Annotated in this window: 17 protein-coding genes and 3 pseudogenes; 11 read left to right on the forward strand and 9 right to left on the reverse strand. The window is 71.3% G+C overall.

What is annotated here, in order from left to right; translation table 11 throughout:
• Window positions 1–7: 7 nt before the first annotated feature.
• From OOK07_RS39455 to OOK07_RS39465, 3 genes and pseudogenes are all read right to left on the reverse strand, one after another.
• Window positions 8–130 (reverse strand): annotated as a pseudogene (locus OOK07_RS39455) (RNA polymerase subunit sigma-24); the annotation flags it as partial.
• Window positions 131–249: 119 nt separating this feature from the next.
• Window positions 250–729: an ATP-binding protein gene (locus tag OOK07_RS39460; protein WP_266802253.1), complete on the reverse strand. Its 480-nt coding sequence runs from the start codon at window positions 727–729 to the stop codon at window positions 250–252.
• A 574-nt stretch (window positions 730–1,303) separates the two neighbouring features.
• Window positions 1,304–3,001, reverse strand: a complete 1,698-nt coding sequence (locus OOK07_RS39465; RefSeq protein WP_266801412.1) for an acyltransferase — start codon at window positions 2,999–3,001, stop codon at window positions 1,304–1,306.
• Between the two features lie 88 nt (window positions 3,002–3,089).
• On the opposite strand from OOK07_RS39465, the gene OOK07_RS39470 reads away from it, so the two are divergent.
• From OOK07_RS39470 to OOK07_RS39485, 4 genes and pseudogenes are all read left to right on the forward strand, one after another.
• Window positions 3,090–3,614: an NUDIX domain-containing protein gene (locus OOK07_RS39470; protein WP_266801413.1), complete on the forward strand. Its 525-nt coding sequence runs from the start codon at window positions 3,090–3,092 to the stop codon at window positions 3,612–3,614.
• 26 nt (window positions 3,615–3,640) lie between these two features.
• Window positions 3,641–4,794 (forward strand): annotated as a pseudogene (gene murJ / locus OOK07_RS39475) (murein biosynthesis integral membrane protein MurJ).
• Window positions 4,795–4,900: 106 nt separating this feature from the next.
• Entirely contained in the window at window positions 4,901–5,326 is a 426-nt protein-coding gene (locus OOK07_RS39480) for a CBS domain-containing protein (RefSeq protein ID WP_266801414.1), read from the forward strand.
• Between the two features lie 131 nt (window positions 5,327–5,457).
• Window positions 5,458–6,117, forward strand: a complete 660-nt coding sequence (locus tag OOK07_RS39485; protein ID WP_266801415.1) for a phosphoribosyltransferase — start codon at window positions 5,458–5,460, stop codon at window positions 6,115–6,117.
• 77 nt (window positions 6,118–6,194) lie between these two features.
• Here OOK07_RS39485 and argG read toward each other — a convergent pair whose 3' ends face one another.
• Window positions 6,195–7,649 carry an argininosuccinate synthase gene (argG, locus tag OOK07_RS39490; protein ID WP_266801416.1) on the reverse strand — a complete coding sequence of 485 codons (1,455 nt, stop codon included), beginning with the start codon at window positions 7,647–7,649 and terminating at the stop codon, window positions 6,195–6,197.
• A 93-nt stretch (window positions 7,650–7,742) separates the two neighbouring features.
• On the opposite strand from argG, the gene OOK07_RS39495 reads away from it, so the two are divergent.
• The 4 genes from OOK07_RS39495 to OOK07_RS39510 all read left to right on the forward strand — a co-directional run bounded on the left by OOK07_RS39495 (window position 7,743) and on the right by OOK07_RS39510 (window position 12,158).
• Window positions 7,743–8,831 (forward strand): hypothetical protein, encoded by a 1,089-nt coding sequence (locus OOK07_RS39495; protein WP_266801417.1) that lies wholly within the window; start codon window positions 7,743–7,745, stop codon window positions 8,829–8,831.
• Between the two features lie 36 nt (window positions 8,832–8,867).
• A complete protein-coding gene (locus tag OOK07_RS39500; RefSeq protein WP_266801418.1) occupies window positions 8,868–9,752 on the forward strand; it encodes a fructosamine kinase family protein in 885 nt (294 codons plus the stop codon).
• Between the two features lie 371 nt (window positions 9,753–10,123).
• Entirely contained in the window at window positions 10,124–11,113 is a 990-nt protein-coding gene (locus OOK07_RS39505; RefSeq protein WP_266801419.1) for an alpha/beta hydrolase, read from the forward strand.
• An 88-nt stretch (window positions 11,114–11,201) separates the two neighbouring features.
• Window positions 11,202–12,158, forward strand: coding sequence for a class I SAM-dependent methyltransferase (locus OOK07_RS39510; protein ID WP_266801420.1), 957 nt, complete (start codon window positions 11,202–11,204; stop codon window positions 12,156–12,158).
• 202 nt (window positions 12,159–12,360) lie between these two features.
• Here OOK07_RS39510 and OOK07_RS39515 read toward each other — a convergent pair whose 3' ends face one another.
• On the reverse strand, window positions 12,361–13,200 hold the full coding sequence (locus tag OOK07_RS39515) for a helix-turn-helix transcriptional regulator (protein WP_266801421.1): 840 nt from the start codon (window positions 13,198–13,200) through the stop codon (window positions 12,361–12,363).
• Between the two features lie 101 nt (window positions 13,201–13,301).
• Here OOK07_RS39515 and OOK07_RS39520 point away from each other — a divergent pair, with 101 nt between their 5' ends.
• A complete protein-coding gene (locus OOK07_RS39520) occupies window positions 13,302–14,009 on the forward strand; it encodes an SDR family oxidoreductase (protein ID WP_266801422.1) in 708 nt (235 codons plus the stop codon).
• A 78-nt stretch (window positions 14,010–14,087) separates the two neighbouring features.
• Here the strand turns inward: OOK07_RS39520 and OOK07_RS39525 are convergent, their stop codons facing one another.
• From OOK07_RS39525 to OOK07_RS39535, 3 genes and pseudogenes are all read right to left on the reverse strand, one after another.
• A complete protein-coding gene (locus OOK07_RS39525) occupies window positions 14,088–14,834 on the reverse strand; it encodes a GntR family transcriptional regulator (RefSeq protein WP_266801423.1) in 747 nt (248 codons plus the stop codon).
• Window positions 14,827–15,051: pseudogene (locus OOK07_RS39530) on the reverse strand (acyl-CoA dehydrogenase family protein); the annotation flags it as partial. The pseudogene OOK07_RS39530 and the gene OOK07_RS39525, both read right to left, overlap by 8 nt.
• 32 nt (window positions 15,052–15,083) lie before the next feature.
• Complete coding sequence (locus OOK07_RS39535) at window positions 15,084–16,274, reverse strand: CaiB/BaiF CoA transferase family protein (RefSeq protein WP_266801424.1); 1,191 nt, start codon at window positions 16,272–16,274, stop codon at window positions 15,084–15,086.
• 752 nt (window positions 16,275–17,026) lie between these two features.
• Here OOK07_RS39535 and OOK07_RS39545 point away from each other — a divergent pair.
• The gene (locus tag OOK07_RS39545) at window positions 17,027–17,566 is read left to right on the forward strand and encodes a 2'-5' RNA ligase family protein (protein WP_266801425.1); all 540 of its coding nucleotides are present in this window, start codon (window positions 17,027–17,029) and stop codon (window positions 17,564–17,566) included.
• A 355-nt stretch (window positions 17,567–17,921) separates the two neighbouring features.
• Here OOK07_RS39545 and OOK07_RS39550 read toward each other — a convergent pair whose 3' ends face one another.
• Complete coding sequence (locus OOK07_RS39550) at window positions 17,922–19,214, reverse strand: MFS transporter (RefSeq protein WP_266801426.1); 1,293 nt, start codon at window positions 19,212–19,214, stop codon at window positions 17,922–17,924.
• Window positions 19,215–19,270: 56 nt separating this feature from the next.
• On the opposite strand from OOK07_RS39550, the gene OOK07_RS39555 reads away from it, so the two are divergent.
• Window positions 19,271–20,251, forward strand: coding sequence for an ArsR/SmtB family transcription factor (locus tag OOK07_RS39555; RefSeq protein WP_266801427.1), 981 nt, complete (start codon window positions 19,271–19,273; stop codon window positions 20,249–20,251).
• Window positions 20,252–20,409: the final 158 nt, after the last annotated feature.

A 20,409-nucleotide genomic window follows, 5' to 3' on the forward strand; every position in this document is an offset into this window, starting at 1 on the left:
GCGTTGAGCCGACGGCCTCCGCGCGGTTGAGCCGGACGACGGGGCTGTCGGTCAGGCGCACCAGCTCGTCGTACCACTCGACGATCGGCATCCAGTCGGTCTCCTCGGCGGTGGGCGCGTCGGCCTGGTCGGGGTGGATGACGGCCGACGCCACCGCGGGACGACCGCGATCTGGCACTACGACGCCACCGGGCAGACCGTCCTACGCTCACTGATCGCCACGACCACTGACCCCTTGGAGTGGATCATCTAGCTGAGCTGCGTCTGCGGAGCCTGGATCGTCGTACTCACCGATCTCGGTGACGGCATGCCGGCGACGGTACGCGGACCCGGATGACGCACCACCGCCCAGACGGTCTTGCCCTGCCGTCCCCGGGGGCGTACCCCCCAGGTCTGGGCGAGTTGGTCGACGAGGTGCAGACCGCGCCCCTTCTCGTCGTCCGCGGTCGGCGCGTCGTGCAGGACGGGCTGTGCGGAACTCTCGTCGGAGACCGCTATGAAACAGGAGCCGTCGGCCCGTGCCGTCACCGCCATCTCGAATTCGCGCTCCAGGATGGGCCCGTGACGGACGACGTTCGCCGCCAGCTCGGAGGCCAGCAGGACGACTCTCTCCGTCATGTCCTCGCCCGTGCCGTACCCCCAGGCGGCCAGATGTTGCCGCACCTGGTACCGGGCGAAGCCGACCGAAGCCGGATGGCGGGGAAGCCGGAACGTCTCCCGTCTCAGCACACGCATCCCTCCCGAATGACACCGAAAACACTCGACACTGGAAGAAGCGCACACTGACAGATGTTTGTCACACCGCACACGATGCGCGGCTGAAACTGGCCATATCTGGACCGTCGGTAACGAGGGACGGATGCATGGCCCCGTTCGCGTCGAGACGCCGTGACGGAAGTCCGGGCCGTGTCGAGTCGTCAAGAAGCAAGCAGCTCAAGGCTGGTGCAGGCCGGGGGCTTCGAGGCCCCGGGACGCGAGTTCCGGGCACCGTGACACCTCCGGGTGGCCGTCCGGGCAGCTGTTCGTTCTCGGACAGAATGGCTGACGTGTGCGCTTCGGCCGGCGGCCGGCGCCTCCCCAGCGGTCGAGTGCGGCGCGCCGACCGGGAACCGGCTTCGAGGCGCCGTGCCGAAATGGACCCGCCGTTCTTCCTGCTCAGCCGTCCCGCCGACACCTCGCCGAGGTTGATCCGTCAGCGACGCCCTGCACCGGGCCGAGAACACCGAGACCGACGCAGCGGTGCTGCCGTGGTGGCGCCGACCGCGACAGGCAACAGGCCTGCGGGAAGCGGCCGTTGGAGGAGCTATACGTGCCGGTCGACGCCTGTGCGTGCCGGTTCGGGGCGGTGGACGCCGCGGGGCCGGTAGCCGAGCTCGTCGGAGCGGCCCAGCAGGTCGGCGAGGTACCAGATGATGGCGAGCCACATCTCGGTGCCTTGAAGACCAGGTTCGGGGCCGATGCCCGTGGGGCCGAAGCCGAACCCACGGCCGTCGTGCCAGCGGGGCAGGGCGGCGGCCAGCTGCCGCTCGGCCCAGGCGCGGATGTCGGCCGTACGGTAGCCGTCGCCACCGGAGCCCGCACCGAGCTGTCGGCTGCACAGCCACAAGGGGTGGGCCACGTCCAGCACGTTGCAGGCGTTCTCCCGGCCCGCGCCGAAGTGGCGGGAGTCGCGGGCGTGGTCCAGAACCGCGTCCACGACCCGCTCCGGATACGGCACCGGCAGCCCGAACTGGGCGAAGGAGCCACGCGTCAGCCGGTAGTAGCCGTTGACGACCTGCAACCGCCCGTCCTCGGGCGCCGCACTGCCCCACATGCCGCTCCACGGGTCGGCCCGGGTGACCAGCCAGCCGAACAACGCCTCCCGCGCACCGCTGTCCTGGGCGCCGTCCGCGCCCCCGCGCCGCAGATTCCAGTGCGCGGCCGTGGCCCAGGCGTCGATCCAGGCACCGGCACCCCACACGCCGTCGTGCCACGGCAACCCCTCAAGCCGCGCGACGAGTTGACGTGCCGTCATCTCCCGTACACCGCACACCGGATGAGGGAAGGAGGTGCCCATCAGGTCGAGCGCATAGCCGACCGACAGGATGTGGTAGAGCGCGGCTCCCTCACCGACGAAGCCGTCGTCGTCCGTCGCGGGCGCCGGGTCGCCCAGTTCCGGCACCAGACCGGTCTGCGGATCCTGGGCGCTGTGCAGCCGCCGTACATGCTCGTCGGTGGGCAACTGTTCGGGCGCCGAGCCCAGGAGCAGGTCGGCGATCTCCACGGCGTCGCAGTGCGCCCGCACGGTCGGTGTCCTACCGGGACGGTCGACGTAGCGCTCGCCGTCCCAGCAGCGCGCCAGGATGTCGGGCGCCTGCGCGCGGGCGGTGTCGGCGAACCGGGCCAGCGGGCCTCGGAGGGCCGGAGCGGTGGGAGCCGTGCTGGGGGAGTCCCGGCGGTCGCGAAGGGGACGTGCCGGGTTCCCGGCCGCCACCGTCCACGCCGGGAGATCCTTGGTGACGACGGCTCCCGCGCCGATGACACAGTGGTCGCCGATGGTCACCCCGTCCACCACAACCACGTGCGAGCCGATCCACACGTCGTCCCCGACCTTGATCCCCCTGCTGCTGAGCGGCTGTTGGAAGACCGGACGATCGGGTGCCATCGAATGGTTGAAGCCGAGCAGTGACGTGTGTGCGCCGATCCGTACGCCGTCGCCCAGCACGACCGCGCCCCGCACCGTGGTGAACGGGTTGAGCGTGCAGTCCGCGCCGGTGGTCAACTCCCCGGTGACATAGGCGTGCGCGGCGATGTACGAGTCGTCGCCGAGGCGCAGCCGGTCCGGGAGGACCGCCGCGGAATGGGCGACGTAGCACCGTTCGCCGATCCCGCTGTCCCCGCCGACCGCCTGCTGCCGCGCCCGCTGGGCGTGCCGCTGCTCCTCGGTCGCGGTCTCGGCGAACAGCCACGGACAGTGGTCGAAATGCCGTACCGACGCATCCTGTTGGTGATCCAGATCCATGGGCCGAACGGTATGCAGCCGGACGCCCGGTGGGAAGGGGCCGTAGCGGGAAGCGCGACTGTCAGAGGCTCGCCGTACCCTCCGGCAGATGACACCGCACCGCATCGAACCCCGCACCCTCGAAGCCGCAGTGCGGGATGCGCGGCAGGCGGTGGCCGTGTACGACAACGCCCTGGAGCGGCTGCTGCACCCGCAGGCGGCGCTGAACCCGCCGTTCGCCGCCGAGGTGTGGGTCTTCGACAGCACGCTGACGCAGGTCCTGCTGGTGCGGCACCGCTGGCGGGGATGGGTGCCGCCCGGAGGCAAGGTGGACCCCGGCGAGACGCCGCGGGAAGCGGCGCGCCGGGAGCTGCTGGAGGAGACGGGCGTCCGGGCCGGGCTCCTTGAGCAGCCGGCGGCCGTCACGGTCCGCTCCTATCACCCCGACTGGTCGGCCACTGTGGGCGTGACCTTTCTCGAAGTCCTCGACCGGCGAACGGGGTTGACGCCCGAGGAGGGCCAGCCCGCGGCCTGGCTGCCGCTCGACGAGCCCTGGCAGGGCTGGTTCGCCGAAGACCGGCTCCTGATGCGGCAGTGCGCGGACCGGCTGCGGCGACGGGGCCATGGATCGTGAGGATCTTGACGGCATAGGTTGGGTGCATGACACAGGGGGAACAGCCCGCGACGCTGACCACGCCGTCGGGCGAACAGACAGGCGAACAGACAGGCGAACCGACAGGTCGGCGCCATGCCGCTCCGCGGAGGGAAGCGGCGAAGGGAGGACCGGCCCGGGCGTCCTTGCTGATGGCGCTGGCCACCGTCGTCTCACGTGCCACGGGGCTGATACGGCAGATCCTGCAGGCCGCGGCACTGGGCACGGGCCTGCTGGCCAGTACCTACAACACGGCGAACACGGTGCCGACCAGCCTGTACACACTGCTGGTCGGTGGCGCGCTCAACGCCGTCCTGGTGCCCCAACTGGTCCGCGCGCGCACCACACATCCGGACGGCGGCCGGGCCTACGAGCAGCGCCTGGTGACCCTGGTGGTGTGCGTGCTCGGCGCAGGCACCGCGCTGGCCGTGTGGGCACGTCGATCGTCACGGTGTCCCTGGTGACCGCGCTGCTGCCCCGTATGAGCAGGGCCGCCGCCGAGGGCCGGGTCGCGGACCTGCGCGCCGATCTGTCCCGCGCCTTGCGCGTCAGCGGTGTCGTCATCGTGCCCGCGGCCTTCCTCTTCCTCGCGCTGGGCCCGCAGATCGCCGTGCTGCTGTTCGCCCACGGCGCGGCCGACCCGACCACCGCGCAGCCACTAGGACACATGCTGCAGGCGTTCGGGCTCGGCCTGATCCCGTTCTCCGCGCAGTACCTGCTGCTGCGCGGCTTCTACGCCTTCGAGGACACCCGCACCCCGTTCTTCATGGCCGTCTCGATCGCCGCGGTCAACATCGCCCTGGCCACCGCCTGCCATGTGCTGCTGCCCGTCCGCTGGTCCGTGACCGGCATGGCCGGCTCCTACACCCTCTCCTACCTGGCCGGCCTCGCGCTCACCGCACGGCTGCTGCGCCGCAGGACCGGCGCCCGCCTCGACGACGGAACCCTGCGCCGCACCTATCTGAAACTGCTGTCGGCCGCCGCTCTGGCCGCGACCGTGGGCTGGGCCACCGCACACGCCTGCGCCGGCCTCCTGGGCAGTGGCACCTGGGCCGTCGCGGCCGATCTGGGCGCAGGAACACTCGCGCTGGCTCTGGCGCATCTCGTCCTGGCCCGCCTGCTGAAGATCGGAGAACTGGGCCGCCTTCCCGGACTGCGCTGACGGCCGGCCGGTGGATCAGCCAGCATCCGTGAGCGGTTTACGGGGCCCGCTGCGGGCTACGCGGGCGACGTGTCCGAACTCGCCGATCCAGGACCTGGGAGGAACCATGACCCGGAAAGTACGCGACGTGATGTCGTCCGGCGCGGCCGCCGTCGAGCCCATGACCACGGTGGCTCGCGCGGCCCGCGTGATGCGTGAGCAGGACGTCGGAGACGTGCTGGTGGCCTACGACGTCGATCTGTTCGGCGTGCTCACCGACCGTGACATCGTGATCCGTGCTCTCGCCGAGGGCCGCGACCCGGCCGTGACGACCGTCGGATCCGTGTGCACGCCACCGCCCGTGGCGACCCTGACGCCCGACGACACGACCGACCGGGCGATCGAGCTGATGCGCCGGCACGCCGTGCGCCGCCTCCCGGTCGTGGAGCACGGCGGCTGTCCGGTCGGTGTGATCAGCCTCGGCGACCTGGCCGCTACGGAGAACCCGCACCCCGCGCTGACGGACATCGGCAAGGCGGCACCGAACCACTGAAGGGGTCTACGGGTCTTCTACGGGTCCACGGGTCCACGGGATCAACAGCCCCGGGGCGTCGACCGGCGCGTGAGGGGTACGCGGGGCACCGGAGGAGGGGGCCGTCTCCATGGAAAGGAGTGGCGACCGCGATGCAGTTCCATGACCGCGGGCAGGCCGGACGGGAACTGGCCGAGCGGCTGCGGATCCAGCAGGAGAAGGGCGCCCTGCCCGACCCCGTCGTCCTGGCGCTGCCCCGCGGAGGCGTCGCCGTGGCTCACGAGGTGGCGCGGGTGCTCGACGCCCCGCTCGACGTGCTGGTCGTGCGGAAGATAGGTGTTCCGGGCCACGAGGAGTTCGGCGTCGGTGCGATCGTGGGTGAGGAGGATCCGCTCTTCGACCGGCGCACCCTCGACTACCTGGGCCTCAGCGAGTCGTCGCTCGCCTCCGTGGTGAAGAGGGAACGCGAGGAGCTCCGCCGCCGCGAACGCCTCTACCGGCAGGACCGTTCCGCCCCCGACCTGACCGGCCGGACCGTGATCGTCGTGGACGACGGGCTGGCGACCGGCTCAACGGCCCGCGCAGCCCTGCGCTGTGTACGGCGTCAGTCGCCCCGCCGCGTGGTGCTGGCCGTGCCGGTCGGCTCACCGGAGGCGGCGGAAGGGATGCGTGCCGAGGCCGACGAGGTGTTCTGCCTGCACCGGCCGCCCGGCTTCACGTCCGTGGGCCTGTGCTACGAGGAGTTCGGACAGCTGACGGACGAGGACGTGCTCGCAGCGCTGCGCATGACGGCAGAACACCGGAGCGCCTGACCCGACCGAAGTGACGATGGGGACGCGCCACCGGAACGTGGCGCATCCCCATCGACGAGCCCTTCGTGCCCTACGGCTCAGTCCGTGCCGGACTCCATCGCGGCGCGGTCAAGGAGCGCGTCCGCCTCGGACACCTCGCCGCGGGAGGCGATCGCCTCGGCGCCGCCCTCCGGCAGCTCCGGCATGGTGCCGATCAGCCCGGTCGCGGCCGCCTGCGAGGCGCCGATGGTGGGGCTGCCGGTGCCGATCAGACCGAGACCGACGTACTGCTCCAGCTTGGCGCGGGAGTCGGCGATGTCCAGGTTGCGCATGGTCAGCTGGCCGATCCGGTCCACCGGGCCGAAGGCGGAGTCCTCGGTCCGCTCCATCGACAGCTTGTCCGGGTGGTAGCTGAACGCCGGGCCCGTGGTGTCGAGGAGCGAGAAGTCCTCACCGCGCCGCAGCCGCAGGGTCACCTCGCCGGTGACGGCCGCGCCGACCCAGCGCTGCAGCGACTCACGGATCATCAGCGCCTGCGGGTCCAGCCAGCGGCCCTCGTACATGAGGCGGCCCAGACGCCGTCCCTCGTTGTGGTACTGGGCGAGGGTGTCCTCGTTGTGGATCGCGTTGACCAGGCGCTCGTACGCGTTGTGCAGCAGGGCCATGCCGGGCGCCTCGTAGATGCCGCGGCTCTTGGCCTCGATGATCCGGTTCTCGATCTGGTCGGACATGCCCAGGCCGTGGCGGCCGCCGATGGCGTTGGCCTCCATCACCAGGTCGACGGCGGAGGCGAACTCCTTGCCGTTGATCGTCACCGGGCGGCCCTGGTCGAAGCCGATCGTCACGTCCTCCGTGACGATCTCGACCTCGGGGTCCCAGAACCGCACGCCCATGATCGGCTCAACGGTCTCAACGCCCGTGTCGAGGTGTTCCAGGGTCTTGGCCTCGTGGGTGGCGCCCCAGATGTTGGCGTCGGTGGAGTACGCCTTCTCCGTGCTGTCGCGGTAGGGCAGGCCGTGCGTGAGCAGCCACTCCGACATTTCCTTGCGGCCGCCGAGCTCGGTCACGAAATTCGCGTCCAGCCAGGGCTTGTAGATGCGCAGGTGCGGGTTGGCGAGCAGGCCGTAGCGGTAGAACCGCTCGATGTCGTTGCCCTTGAAGGTCGAGCCGTCGCCCCAGATCTGGACGTCGTCCTCGAGCATCGCCCGCACCAGCAGCGTGCCGGTGACGGCGCGGCCGAGCGGAGTGGTGTTGAAGTAGGCGCGCCCGCCCGAGCGGATGTGGAACGCCCCGCAGGTGAGCGCCGCCAGGCCCTCCTCGACCAGTGCCGCACGGCAGTCGACCAGGCGGGCGATCTCGGCACCGTAGGTCTTCGCACGACCGGGCACCGAGGCGATGTCTGGCTCGTCGTACTGACCGATGTCGGCGGTGTAGGTGCACGGGACGGCGCCCTTGTCGCGCATCCATGCGACCGCGACGGAGGTGTCGAGACCGCCGGAGAAGGCGATGCCGACGCGTTCGCCGGCGGGAAGGGAGGTGAGGACCTTGGACATAGGAAGAGTATGCATCATCTCGCATGGTCATGCAAAGAGGGTTCCGGCAGGGTTCCTCTCCCCGAGGTGCCGCCATTCGGGCACCATGATCGTGTGACATACGCGGTGACTGTGGACATGGACCTTCCCAAGGGCGCCCCGGAGCTCGACGTTCTTCAACGGGAGGGCGTCGTCTTCCTGCTGCGCAGGGGCCTCGATTCGATCGCGGCCATCGAGGGACCCGACGGGATGGAAGTCGACCTGGTCGACGACGTCATCGCCGTCCACCCCGGCGGCGCCCTGCTCAAGCTCTTCATCGACGCTCCGGCACTGGAATTCGCCGAGGACGCCGCGCGTGAGGTGGTCGCGGAGCTGCTGGAACGGACCGAGCCGCTCGCCGACTGGGAGATCACCCGCTGCGGGGTGGACCTGCACCCGGAACTGCTGCAGGAGAGCCTCGACGCGGCCGACGGCCCCGACGCCCCGCCGGCGGACCCCGCGGAACGGGCCCGCCGGCACGCCGAGGCCGAGCCCTCCGGCGGCACCGGCCGTGTCGACGAGGCGGCCGAGGCCGAGGACATGCGGAGCAGGCTCCGCGCCCTCGCGCCGAGTCTGCGGGCCTTCCCGCTCGAGGCGTTCGGCCACTCCGACGGCGAGGAGGAGGGGATCGTCAGCCGTGAGGCGGCGGAAGTGGCCGCCGGCGCTCTCGTGTACGCCATCGATCTTCTGGTCGACGAACTGTTCACGGATCTCGCGGGCCTTGAGGAGGACGGCCCCACCGTCGCCGAGGCCGACGCGCCGTTCATGATCCTCGACGAGCTGCCCCCGCAGCTCGGCCTGCAGTACACCGTCCTGTTCGTGCGCCGTCTCACCGTCACCGCCGTGACCATGACCGGCCGTCTCACCCAGCCGGACTTCGGCCGGCCGAGCTGCCTGGCCGAGGAACTGTTGCTGAAGTTCCTCGTCGCGCAGGCGGAGGCGACAGCGGATCTCTACGAGCTGCTGAGCGACGAGGTCGAGACGGCACTGCACATCTTCGCCGACGGCGTGTGCGAGGACATGGACCACGAGTGGCTGTACACCCCGGCCGTGGACGGCATCGGCAACGGCACCGTCCAGGACTGGTTCATCCCCTTCGACGACGAGCGGTACGTCCATCCGTATGCCGCGAACGGCGACAGCGGCGACGAGGACCTGGACTGACTCCCGTCACGCCGGGGCGGACCTAGGCTGGTGTCCGTGCACATCAGCTCCCTTTCCACACAGGACGGCGACGCCGGTCCCGGCGCGGCTGCGGCCCGGATCACCGGCCGTTCGGTGCGCAGCGAGCGCCGGTTGTCCGGTGCGCTTGCCGAAGTCGGCCTGGACGGCGGGCAGTCCGTGATCGTCAAGCGGGCGGACCCGCCCGGCGCGGTACAGGCCGAAGCGGCGGGACTGCGCTGGCTGGCCGATGCCGGCGCGGTCGCCGTTGTGAACGTCCATGGGTACGACGCGCGTTGGCTGGTGACCGGCCTGGTCCCGCCGGGCAGACCCACGGCCCGCTCGGCGGAACGGTTCGGGCGTGGACTGGCAGCCCTGCATGCCGCGGGCGCACCGGCGTTCGGCGCGCCACCGCCCGGTGGCCCGGTCGAGGCATACATCGGGCTCGCCCCGATGCGCAATGTTCCCGGCGCCGACTGGCCGCACTGGTACGCCGAGCAGCGTGTGCTGCCGTATCTGCGCGGCGCGGTCGACCGGGACACGATCCGCCCCGCCGAGGCGGCCGCGGTCGAGCGGGTCTGCGAGCGGCTGCCGGAACTGGCGGGGCCCGCCGAACCACCCGCCCGGCTGCACGGCGACCTGTGGAACGGCAACGTGCTCTGGGGGGCCGACGGGGAGGCCTGGCTGATCGACCCGGCCGCGCACGGCGGGCACCGGGAGACCGACCTGGCGATGCTCCACCTCTTCGGCTGTCCGCACCTGGAGCACGTACTCGACGGCTACCAGCAGGTGGCGCCCCTCGCGGACCGGTGGGCGGACCGGATCGCTCTGCATCAGCTGTTTCCGCTGCTGGTGCACGCTGTGCTCTTCGGCCGCGGCTTCGCCGAACAGGCCCTCGCGGTGGCGCGAGGAGCCCTGGCGTGAAGTGGGCGGCCCGGTGGGAAGTGAGCGGCGAGTGCCGCCCGCGCGGGCGCGAACGAGTACCGTCCCGTACGCCTACCAGCCCCGTGCAGCCTGCAGCAGGTGGTCGCGGACCAGGGTCACGTGCGGATTGGCGAAGGCGCCGGGGCGCACGCCGCCGTGTACTGCCCCGGCGGCCACGGTCCAACAGCCATGGGTGAGGACCCGGGCTGTGCTGTGCGGTCGTAGCAGCAGCGGTGGACCAGTTCTGCGGTGCTCAGGGCAAGAACCTCTCCGATGCCGAGAACGGACCTCCCACGGTGTTGGGAGGTCCACCATCGGCCGGGTGTTCAGGCCCATGCCGGGTGGCCGACGGCCCTCGTAGCGTCATGGTCATGGCTGACAACAAGAACGTCACTGGCAGGCGGCACGTGATGCGGGTCGCGGCAGGGATCGGGGGTGCCGCGCTCGCCGCCGGCCTCGGTGTGCCGAACGCGAGCGCGGCGGACGCGGACGGCCTCGGGTCTCGCCGCCGTCATGCCGTACGCACCTATGTCCTGGTCCACGGCACGCACAGCGCAGGTGCCTTCTGGACGGCGATCGGCCGCGAACTGGCGCTCCGCGGACACCGCGTCATCGCCGTCGACCAACCCCTGCACGGCACCGAGAGGTTCATGCCCGAGGCGTACCAGACACAGGACCTGCCTGCCCTTGCCACGGAGGCCTCGCCCATCGCCGCCCTCACGCTGGACGACTACGAGCGGCGCGTCACCGGCGTCGTACGCCGCGCCGCCCGGCTGGGCGGCCCCGTGGTGCTGGTCGGGCACAGTATGGGAGGCGTCTCGGTCAGCAGGGTCGGCAGTGCCGTGCCCGAACTCCTCGCGCACATCTGCTACATGGCCGCGTTCTGCCCGAGCCGGAGCATGCCCTCCCTGAACGCCTGCGCCGCCTCGCCCGAAGGGCAGCACGCCATCACTCCACTGGACCAACTCGTCGGAGACCCCTCGAAGTTGGGCGTGCTGCGCCTCAACTGGCGTACATCCGACCGCCGGGACCTCGCGGTGTTCAAGGAGATGATCTGCGCCAACTATTCGGACCTCGCGTTCCTGCGGGTGCTGGAGGGCATGCAGACGGACGAGTCGATGACCGCGTACGACGGCCGGGCCGTGGGCCGGGCGGAGGCGTGGGGCCGGATCCCCCGCACCTACCTGCGGTTCGGCAAGGACAGGACCGTCGCGGCCCAGCTCCAGGACCGCATGATCGCGGAGGCCGACGACCTCACCCCGGACAACCGCTTCACCGTCCGCAGCATCCCCGACGCGGGACACCTGGGCCCCGAGGACCCCACCCGTGTGACCGACATGCTGCATGGCCTGCGGGTGTAACCGCGCGGGCGCCCGGGCACGCCGAGGTGTTCACTGGACGTTCAGCCGAGCGACAGTTTGTTCGGTTCCCAGTGAGCACACTCGATTCATGGCGACTGTTCAAGCAACCGACACGAATCCCGGCGAGCTCAAAGACGTCCCCGGCTGGTTTCCGCCGCTGGACCAGACCCTGTTCACCTGGTTCCTCGAACGGCAGGAGACGCGCGGCTTCGGGGGCGACCTGGTGGAGCTGGGCGCCTACATGGGCAAGAGCGCCGTCCTGCTCGGTCACCACCGCCAGGACGGTGAGGAGTTCACGGTCTGCGACCTGTTCGGGGGCGAGGCACCGGACGGGGCCAACCGCGCAGAGACGGCGAAGTCGTATGCCTCGCTCACCCGGCAGGCCTTCGAACGCAACTACCTGGCCTTCCACGGAAACCTGCCCACGGTGATCGAGGCGCCCACCTCCGTGATCTCCAAGGAGGTGGCCGCGGACAGCTGCCGCTTCGTCCACATAGACGCCTCGCACCTGTACGAACACGTCCACGACGACATAGGCGCGGCCCGCGACCTGCTGCTCCCGGACGGCATCGTCGTCCTCGACGACTTCCGCTCCGAGCACACTCCCGGCGTCTCGGTCGCCACCTGGGAGGCGGTGCTCAACCGCGGGCTGCGTCCCATCTGCCTGAGCACCCAGAAGCTGTACGGCACCTGGGGCGACCCGGAGCCCGTCCAGGAAGAGCTGCTGACGATGCTCAGGGCCCGTACGGACGTCGGTCTGAGCGTCCAGGAGGCCGCGGGCCACCGGTTGGTCCGCACCCGCGCCCACAAGGGGATGCAGGCGCCGCCCTTCCCGCGCTCCCGGTACTACACGGGGCCCGAGCAGCCGAAGTCCTCGACGCCGGCCGGCCATGCTCCCGCTGCCACGCCCCGCCGACCGCGATCCCGGGCCCGCCGCATCGGCGTGGACCTGCTGCCCCCGATCGTGACCCGGGCGATACGCCGGGCTCTCGCATCCGGCGCCCAGGGTGCCGCTGGGCGCGCGGCACGCCGAAGGTCAGCGTGACAGGCGTCGGTCGCCGGTGAAGCCGCTGGCGCAGTAACCAGCCCCGGATCTCGTCCCGGCGAGCGGGTGGGCCGCTTCGTGGAACCGCTCCACCCGCTGCTCGGCCCGACATTTCGCGGCCCGGGGTGGAGCGTTCGACCGCACGCCGCTTTCCGAGGCTCGACGAGATGGAGGAGATGCCCCGACAGCCGTTCCGGTCGCGCTACTCGGCCAGACTCTGGGTGCCGACCACCGAGAGCAGCTCCAGCTTCTCTGCCGCCTCGGTGCCCGGTTCGGCCGAGTAGACGATGATGTGCAGGTCGTTGTTCTCCACGCGCAGGGTGTCGCAGTCCAGCGTGACCAGACCGACCTGCGGATGCTCGACCGTCTTGCGAGCGGCCTCCAGACGGCCGACGACACCCGACTCCCACAACTCGGCGAACCGCTCGCTCTTGGCGCGCAACTCCGCGATCAGGCAGCGCAATTGACGATCGGCCGGATACCGGGCGGCGGTCGTCCGCAGTTCGGAGACCATGCCGACCTGGAAGGCCCGCCATTCGTCCGGGGTGTGCCGCACCCGGGTCGGCCAACCGAGGAAGTTGCGCCACACACCGTTGCGTTCGAAACCGCGCAGACCGGACGGGTCACCCATCAGCGCCCCGTACATGGGGTTGGCCACCAGCAGCGTCATCGCCGCGTCGGACACCGCGACGGGCGTGTCCACCAGCCGGTCCAGCAGCCGCTGGACGCTGGGCGTGATGTGCCCGGGCACCAGCTCGGGACCCGGCGGCACCAGCTCCGCCAGCCTGTACAGATACGCCCGCTCGTCCCCCGACAGCCGCAGCGCCCGGGCCAGCGCCTCGACGACCTGCCCGGAGGGGTTGGCCGCCCGGCCCTGCTCCAGGCGAGTGATGTAGTCGACCGAGATCCCGGCCAGCAGGGCCAGCTCCTCGCGCCGCAGACCGGCCGCGCGCCGGTGGCCGCCCGCGGGCAGCCCCGCCGCCTCCGGGGAGACCCGGTCGCGCCAGCGCCGCAGAGCCTGTCCGAGTTCTGTCGCCGTCATCCCCTCAGTGAACACCGTGCGCCGTGCCCGTGCCTGGTACCCGCAGTCCCAGGAAGAAGGGTCTTCTGGCTGATGATGCCGCCGCGCCGGAGCCTGGACGCATGACGACAACACTGATCACCGGAGCCAACAAGGGCATCGGCCACGAGACCGCACGCCGACTCATCGCCACAGGTCACACCGTCTACGTGGGGGCCCGTGACGCCGAGCGCGGCCGCCGGGCCGCCGAGCGGCTGGGTGCGCGCTTCGTCCTCCTCGACGTCACCGACGACGCGACGGTCGAGGCCGCGGCCAAGACCGTCGAGGCCGACGGGGGCCTCGACGTACTGATCAACAACGCCGGCATCGAGACCAGGGGCGAGGGCAACAGCGTGCCCACCGCCGAGACGGTGACCGCCGACCAGATGCGGAACACCTTCGAGACGAACGTCTTCGGCGTCATCCGCGTCACCCACGCCTTCCTGCCCCTGCTGCGGCGCTCGTCCGCACCGGTCGTGGTAAACGTCAGCAGCGGCCTGGCCTCGCTGACCCATCTCTCCGACCCGGAACACCCCGCGCACTTCTACCCGGGCATCGCCTACCCGACGTCCAAGACCGCGGTGAACATGATCACCGTGCAGTTCGCGAAGGCATTCCCGGACATGCGTATCAACGCCGTCGAGCCCGGCTTCACGAAGACCGACCTGAACGACAACACGGGTACCCAGACCGTCGAGCAGGCCGCCGAGATCATCGTGCGCATGGCGCAGGTCGCGCCCGACGGTCCGACCGGCGGCTTCTTCGACGCTGGTGGTCCGCTGCCCTGGTGAGAAAGAGCTGAACCAGCTGGGGTGCGCCTGCCGAAGAGTTCACGCCGACTGAGTCGTCTCTGACAGGCATGCAGGGCATCACTGGCCGCTGCGCCGCAGCCGCACGCGATACGAGTAGTGCTCGGGCAGGAAGTGGCTGATGGCCAGCTCGACGAGCCGGCCGCCGACGGTCTGGTACGCGCGGTCGATACGCAGCACTGCCCGGCCGGGTTCGCAGCCGAGGTGCTGGGCGATCTCGGGGGTTGCCTCGGCGACGGTGATGCTCTGTTCCGCCTCGGCGATCGGTTCGGGCAGCCGTTGGTCGAGCAGCCCGATGACGGTGAAGGCGTTGGAGGAGCCCGGCAGCGTCAACTCCTCGACCTTCTCCAGTAGTTGGCCCACGGCGGGCGGCAGCCAGACGGAGGTGTGGCAGAAGGCCACGTCGTCGTGCAGCCGGAGGAAGGCCAGCTTGTGCACCCGGTCGGTGTCGAGGCCGAGTCGCCCCGCCGCCTCGACGTCGACCCGCCGATGCAGAGGCGTGACCACGTCCATGCGGGTGTCGATGGACAGCCCCATCAGATCGTCAACCGAGCCGAACTGCCGCAGGTACTGCTCCTCGCGGGGCGTGGCGAACGTCCCGCGTCCCGGTACCCGGTAGACCAGCCCCTCGGTGACGAGGTCCTGGAACGCCCGGCGCACGGTCTGCCGGCTCACCCCGTACGTCTCGGCGAGCTCCGCCTCCGTGGGCAGCCGGACGCCGTCGGGATAGTCGTGCCGCAGGATCGCCGTCCGCAGCTCCCGGGCGAGCCGGACGTATGTGCTCTCCCGCTGCGGCTGCTCAGGCATCGAGACCGCCTCGGGCCACCAACTGCGCTGCGATCACGTTCCGTTGGATCTCGTTCGTCCCCTCGCCGACGATCATCAGAGGTGGCTCCCGGAAGTACCGCTCCACGTCGCCCTCCGTCGAACAGCCGTAACCGCCGTGAATCCGTACGGCGTTGAGCGCGATCTCCGTCGCCGTCTCGGACGCGGCGTCGGCCTCACGAGCCGCGTACGGCGTCAGCGCTCATCGGGAAGCTCTCCACATCGTCGTGGTCAGATGACGGCGTCGGCACGCAGCGCCCCGATGTCGTCGGGGGACAGGCCGAGGTCGGTGAGGATCGTGTCCGTGTGCTGGCCCGCGTCCGGTACGGGATCCATGCGGGCGGGCACCCCCGCGAGGTCGGCCGGCGGAAGCAGCGCCAGCACCGTCGCACCGGGCACGGCCACCTCGCGCCAGCGCTCGCGTGCCGCCAGCACCGGGTGGTCCAGGAATGCGGCGACGTCGTTGACCCCGGCGCAGGCGATGCCGATCTCCTCCAGGTCCTTGAGGATCTCCTCGGCGTCCGAGCGGGCGATGCGTTCGGCGACGATCGCGTTGACCTCGGCGCGGTGCGTCACACGGTCCGTGCCCGTCGCGAAGCGCGGGTCACCGGTCAACGCCGGTCGTCCCAGGAAGTCCGCGCAGAGGGTGGCCCACTCGCGCTCGTTCTGGACGGAGAAGAGAACCTGCTTGCCGTCGGCCGTCGTGAAGGCGCCGTACGGTGCGATGGTCGCGTGCTGGGTGCCGAGGCGGGCGGGCTGACTGCCGCCGTAACGCGTGTAGTTCGCGGGCTGGCCCATCCACTCCGCCAGCGCCTCGAACAGGGACACCTCGACGGGGTGCGTGCGGCCGGTGGTGGCCCGTGTGTACAGAGCGGTGAGGACGCCGGTGTAGGCGTACATCCCGGCGGCGATGTCGGCGACGGAGATCCCCACGCGGGCGGTCCCGTCCGCGGTGCCGGTGAGGGAGACCAGGCCGGTCTGGCACTGCACCAGAAGGTCGTAGGACTTGCGGTCGGCCCACGGCCCGGTCGTGCCGTATCCGGAGATCGTGCACGGGATCAGCCGCGGGTAGCGCTCGGTGAGCGTGTCGACGCCGAGACCCAGCCGGTCGGCGGCTCCCGGCGCCAGATTCTGTACGAACACGTCGGCACCGTCGAGGAGTTGGTCCAGGATGTCCCGCCCGCGCGGGTCCTTGAAGTCCAGGGTGAGGGATTCCTTGGAGCGGTTGAGCCAGACGAAATAGCTGGAGTGGCCGTGCACGGTCGTGTCGTAGCGGCGCGCGAAGTCGCCCCCTCCGGGCCGCTCCACCTTGATCACCCGGGCGCCGAGATCGGCGAGCTGCCGGGTGGCGTAGGGGGCGGCCACGGCCTGTTCGAGGCTGACCACCGTGATGCCGGACAGGGGGAGCTGATGCACCGTCATACCTCTTGGTCCTCGTACGGGAAGTGCGTGCGCGGCAGTTCGGCCGCACCGGCCCGGGCCACTCCGTCGAGCAGTGCAGGCACGTCCGGGCAGCAGGCGGCGGCCTTGGCACGCAGGTCGGCCTCGGACAGCGGGCGCTCGGGTGCGCGCCGGGTGGCAGCGCCAGCTCGGTGCGGACCCGACGGCCGTCGGCGAGGTCGACGCGCAGGGCGACGTCGCCGTCGAGGAGGGAGCCGGTCTGCCAACGGTCCCCCTGGGTTCGTTGCCTGCTCTTCGTACGACGGACGGGTCCTCTGCGCAGATTTGTACGGCCAAATACAAGATCCTGTCAACGCCTGACCCACCTGTTCCGGGCCGCGGCACGCCGAACCCGGCCCGGACGGGCACCCCCATCTGCGGGGAGGGTTCGAAACGGCGGGGGAGCGGCAGCGGTGTGGCCAGGAGGAGGACCCCGGCGATCGCGATCGGCGTGCGGGGGCTGGTCGCGCCGGTCAGCGGGCCCCACAGGGCGGTCATCGCCGCGGTGGTCGCCACCCGCGCCGCATCCCCGTGCACGATCCGACGCCGGTGTATCCGCACTCCCTGATCCGGCGCGGCGACAACCCGCACCCCGCGCCGGCCGCACTGCGCACCCACCTCGGCTCCCCGCGCAACGACCGCGACAACACTTTGCAGCGCCCGCACTGTAGCGCGCATGCAAGTGAAGCTTTGCAGGGTCGCGCCCGCACCGCTCCGGCTGGTAGACCCTTGGCATGGCAGACGCAGATGACGATTCCGGGCGCTTCGTGACGGGGCAGACGGCGCTGGTCGTGCCCGTACCGGAGGCGGAAGCCTCGGTCCGGGTCTGGCGAGACCGCTTCGACCCCGCGGCCCGGGCCGGTGTCCCGGCGCACGTCACGGTGCTCTTCCCCTTCCTGCACGCGTCCCTCGTCGACGACGGGACGTGCGCCCTCCTGGACGAGGTCTTCGGGCGGCACCCGTCCTTCGACGTGCGGTTCGAGGAGTGCGGACGGTTCCCCGGGGTGCTCTACCTCGCACCCGCACCGGCCACTCCGTTCCGCAGGCTCACCGAGGCGGTCGTCGACCGGTGGCCGCAGGCCCCGCCGTACGGCGGAAAGTACGACCCCCACCCGCATCTGACGGTCGCCCAGGGACAGGACGACGCAGTCCTGGACGAGATCGAGTCGGGCCTCCGCCCCGGTCTTCCTTTCGCGGCGCGCGTGCCCACGGTCGATCTCGTGGTCCACAGTGGCACCGACTGGAAGCACCGGGCGTCCTTCGCCCTTCGGTAGCCGACCGGAACCAACCCGTCGTCGTCCCCAACTCCCTGGCCAAGCGCACCCGCACGAGCCCTGGAGGAGCGGAGGGGGACCGAGGCGGGACGCTCGGCCCAAAGGCGGCCCAGTGGCCGTCTGTCCGTCTCGGGGGCGGCCGTCGCGGTTCACGCCGTAGAGGTCCGGCATCGCGACGACGTGCCGACTGCACAGGTACTCGGCGGCCGCCAACCGCAGCCGACCGCATATCTGCCCTGGTCCGTGGTGAGCAGGTCCGCCCCGGGCCCGAGCGGGGTCCGGACCCGTCCGCCGCGCCGTGAGACCACCGCGGTATCCGGCCCGAGGGCGGTCACCCGCACGCCCGGGCGGGGCATCAGCTTGAGCAGTTGTCGGTAGAGGGTCTGCCTCCGGTCACCCTTCGAGAGGTGACGGGAAGTGATCGCTCCTTCGAGCGAACTTGGTCTTGACCGTGAGGAACGGTTGCCGACAGATGGCGCGCGAGGGCCGCGACCGTCAGCGCGGCGACCAGTGCGCATACGCCGGACCAGCCGAAACCGGCATACGCCCGGGCCCCCAGCCAGGACCCCGCGGTGCCGCCGAGGTAGACGCAGGTCATGTACGCGGTGTTGAGCCGGCTGTGGACGCCGGCCCGCAGCGCGTAGATCCGCACCTGGTTGGCGACCATCCCGGACTGCATCCCCACGTCCAGCAGCAGGGTGCCGACGACCAGCGCAGTCAGCCCGGCCGCACCGCCCAGCCCGCCCAGTGCCAGGACCGGCGCCGAGACGCCGACCACCAGGAAGCAGCCGAGGTTCACCGCGTCCGGCCCCCGGCGGTCCACCAGTCGCCCCGCGGCCGGCGTGCACAGCATGGTCGCCGCGTTCACCAGCGCGAGCAGCCCCGCGGACCGCGCAGTCAAGCCGTACGCCGGACCCGTGAGCAGGAGCGTCACGCCGGTCCACACCGCGGAGAAGCCCGCGAACACCGCGGCCTGGTAGAGGCAGGAGCGGCGCAGTTCGGGTTCGGTGCGCAGCAGGCGCAGAGGTGCGGCGAGCAGGGCCGGGTAGCGGTGCGTGACGGACGGGGCAGTCGTCGTCAGGGTGCGGGCGCGGGCCAGGAGGGCGGCAGCCGTCAGGGAGAGCACCGCCGACAGCACGTACGGGGCCCGCCAGCCGAGCCAGTCGCCGAGGGCGCTGCCGAACGTGCGGGAGAGCAGCATGCCGGCGATGGAACCGCTCAGCAGGGTGCCGCCGGCCACCCCACGGCGCTCGGCGGGCACCAGGGAGGCCGCGAGCGGGCCGGCCAGCGGCGCGACCACCGTGCTCACACCGACGAGGAGGCTGGCGGCGACGAGCGGCATCAGAGCCCCCGCGCTGCTCGCGGCGAGCAGGCCGAGGCCGGTCAGCGTCAGCAGGGTGACGATCAGCCGGCGCGGGCACAAGCGGTCGCCGAGCGGGACGAGCAGGAAGATCCCGGCCGCGTAGCCGAACTGCGTCGCGGTCACCACCGACGCGGCCGAACCGGGGGAGACGCCGAGGCCGTCGGCCACCAACGGGCTGATCGCCTGCGGGAAGTAGACGTTGCCCACGGCCACCCCGCAGATCAGCGCCAGGAGGGCGAGAGGCCGTCGGCCGGCGGTACGCTGCCGTGTGTCGTGTTCCGTCATGAACCGAAGTCCACGGCATCGACGGGCGGTTGCCAAAGGATGTAGCGGGAGGCTTAATGATCAGCTTCCTGCTCGACGTCGAGGACCTCGCGGACACCCGGTTCGCGATCTCGCCGCTGCGCGAGGTCATGGGCAGCCTGCGGGCCCTGCGCGCCCCCGCACTCTTCCCGCTGCACGTCCCCTGGCGCCGGTCGGTCCTGGCCCGCCTCGACCCCGCCGACGCCCGCCTGCTGACGGCCCTGGTCGGCGAGAGCCTGACCCTGCCGGACTTTCTCACGCCGCGGCCGACGACCTTCGCGCCCACGATCGAGGACCAGCTGGCCGTCGTACGCACCACCCCGGAAGACCTCGTACGACGTGATCTGTACGCGGCACACGCACCGCGCCCCCTCCCGGACGCGCTGCGGCAGATCGCCGCCCCCGGCGCCGCACCGGTCGCCGAGCTGCTGGAGGAGACATGTGAACTCCTGCTCCGTTACTGGGAGTTGTTCCTGTTGCCTGACTGGCCGCGGATGCGGCTCGTGCTGGAGGCCGACATCACCCACCGCGCCCGGCAGCTCGCCACGGGTGGCGCCCGGCTCCTCTTCTCCGACCTGCACCGCAACGTGCGCTGGCGGGACGGGGTGCTGCGCGTCGACCGGATGATCGGCCGGCACCAGGTGGACGGCTCCGGGCGGGGGCTGCGCCTGGTGCCGTCCCTGTTCGCGCACAAGCCCGCGCCTCCGCTCAGCGCCGACGAGCCGCCGATGCTGGCCTACCCGGGCCGGGGCGCCGCCACCCTGTGGGAGCCCGCACCCGACCCCGACACCTCGGCGCTCTCCGCGCTGCTCGGTGCACCCCGCACGACGGTCCTGCGCCTGCTCGCGGAGCCCCTCCCCACCGTCGAGATCGCGCGCCTGCTCGGCGTGACGCCCAGCGCCGTCTCCCAGCACTTGAAGGTCCTGCACGCGAACGGTCTCGTCACGCGAGCCCGCGCCGGTCGCCGCGTGCTGTACCACCGCAGTCCGCTCGGCGACCGCCTGGCCTTCGGCGCCTGACTTCGAGAGCGCTCGAAGGCCCGGGCGGACGGGGACGGCAAGCGGGCGGGCGTGCACATCATGGAACGCTACGGCGGCGCCGGGGCACCGATGACGGCTGCACCGGGCCGGGCCTTGGCCCCGTGATGCTCGGGCCGCGCCTCGGCGGGCCGGCGGAC

The organism is Streptomyces sp. NBC_00078 (assembly GCF_026343335.1).
Classification (GTDB): Bacteria; Actinomycetota; Actinomycetes; order Streptomycetales; family Streptomycetaceae; genus Streptomyces.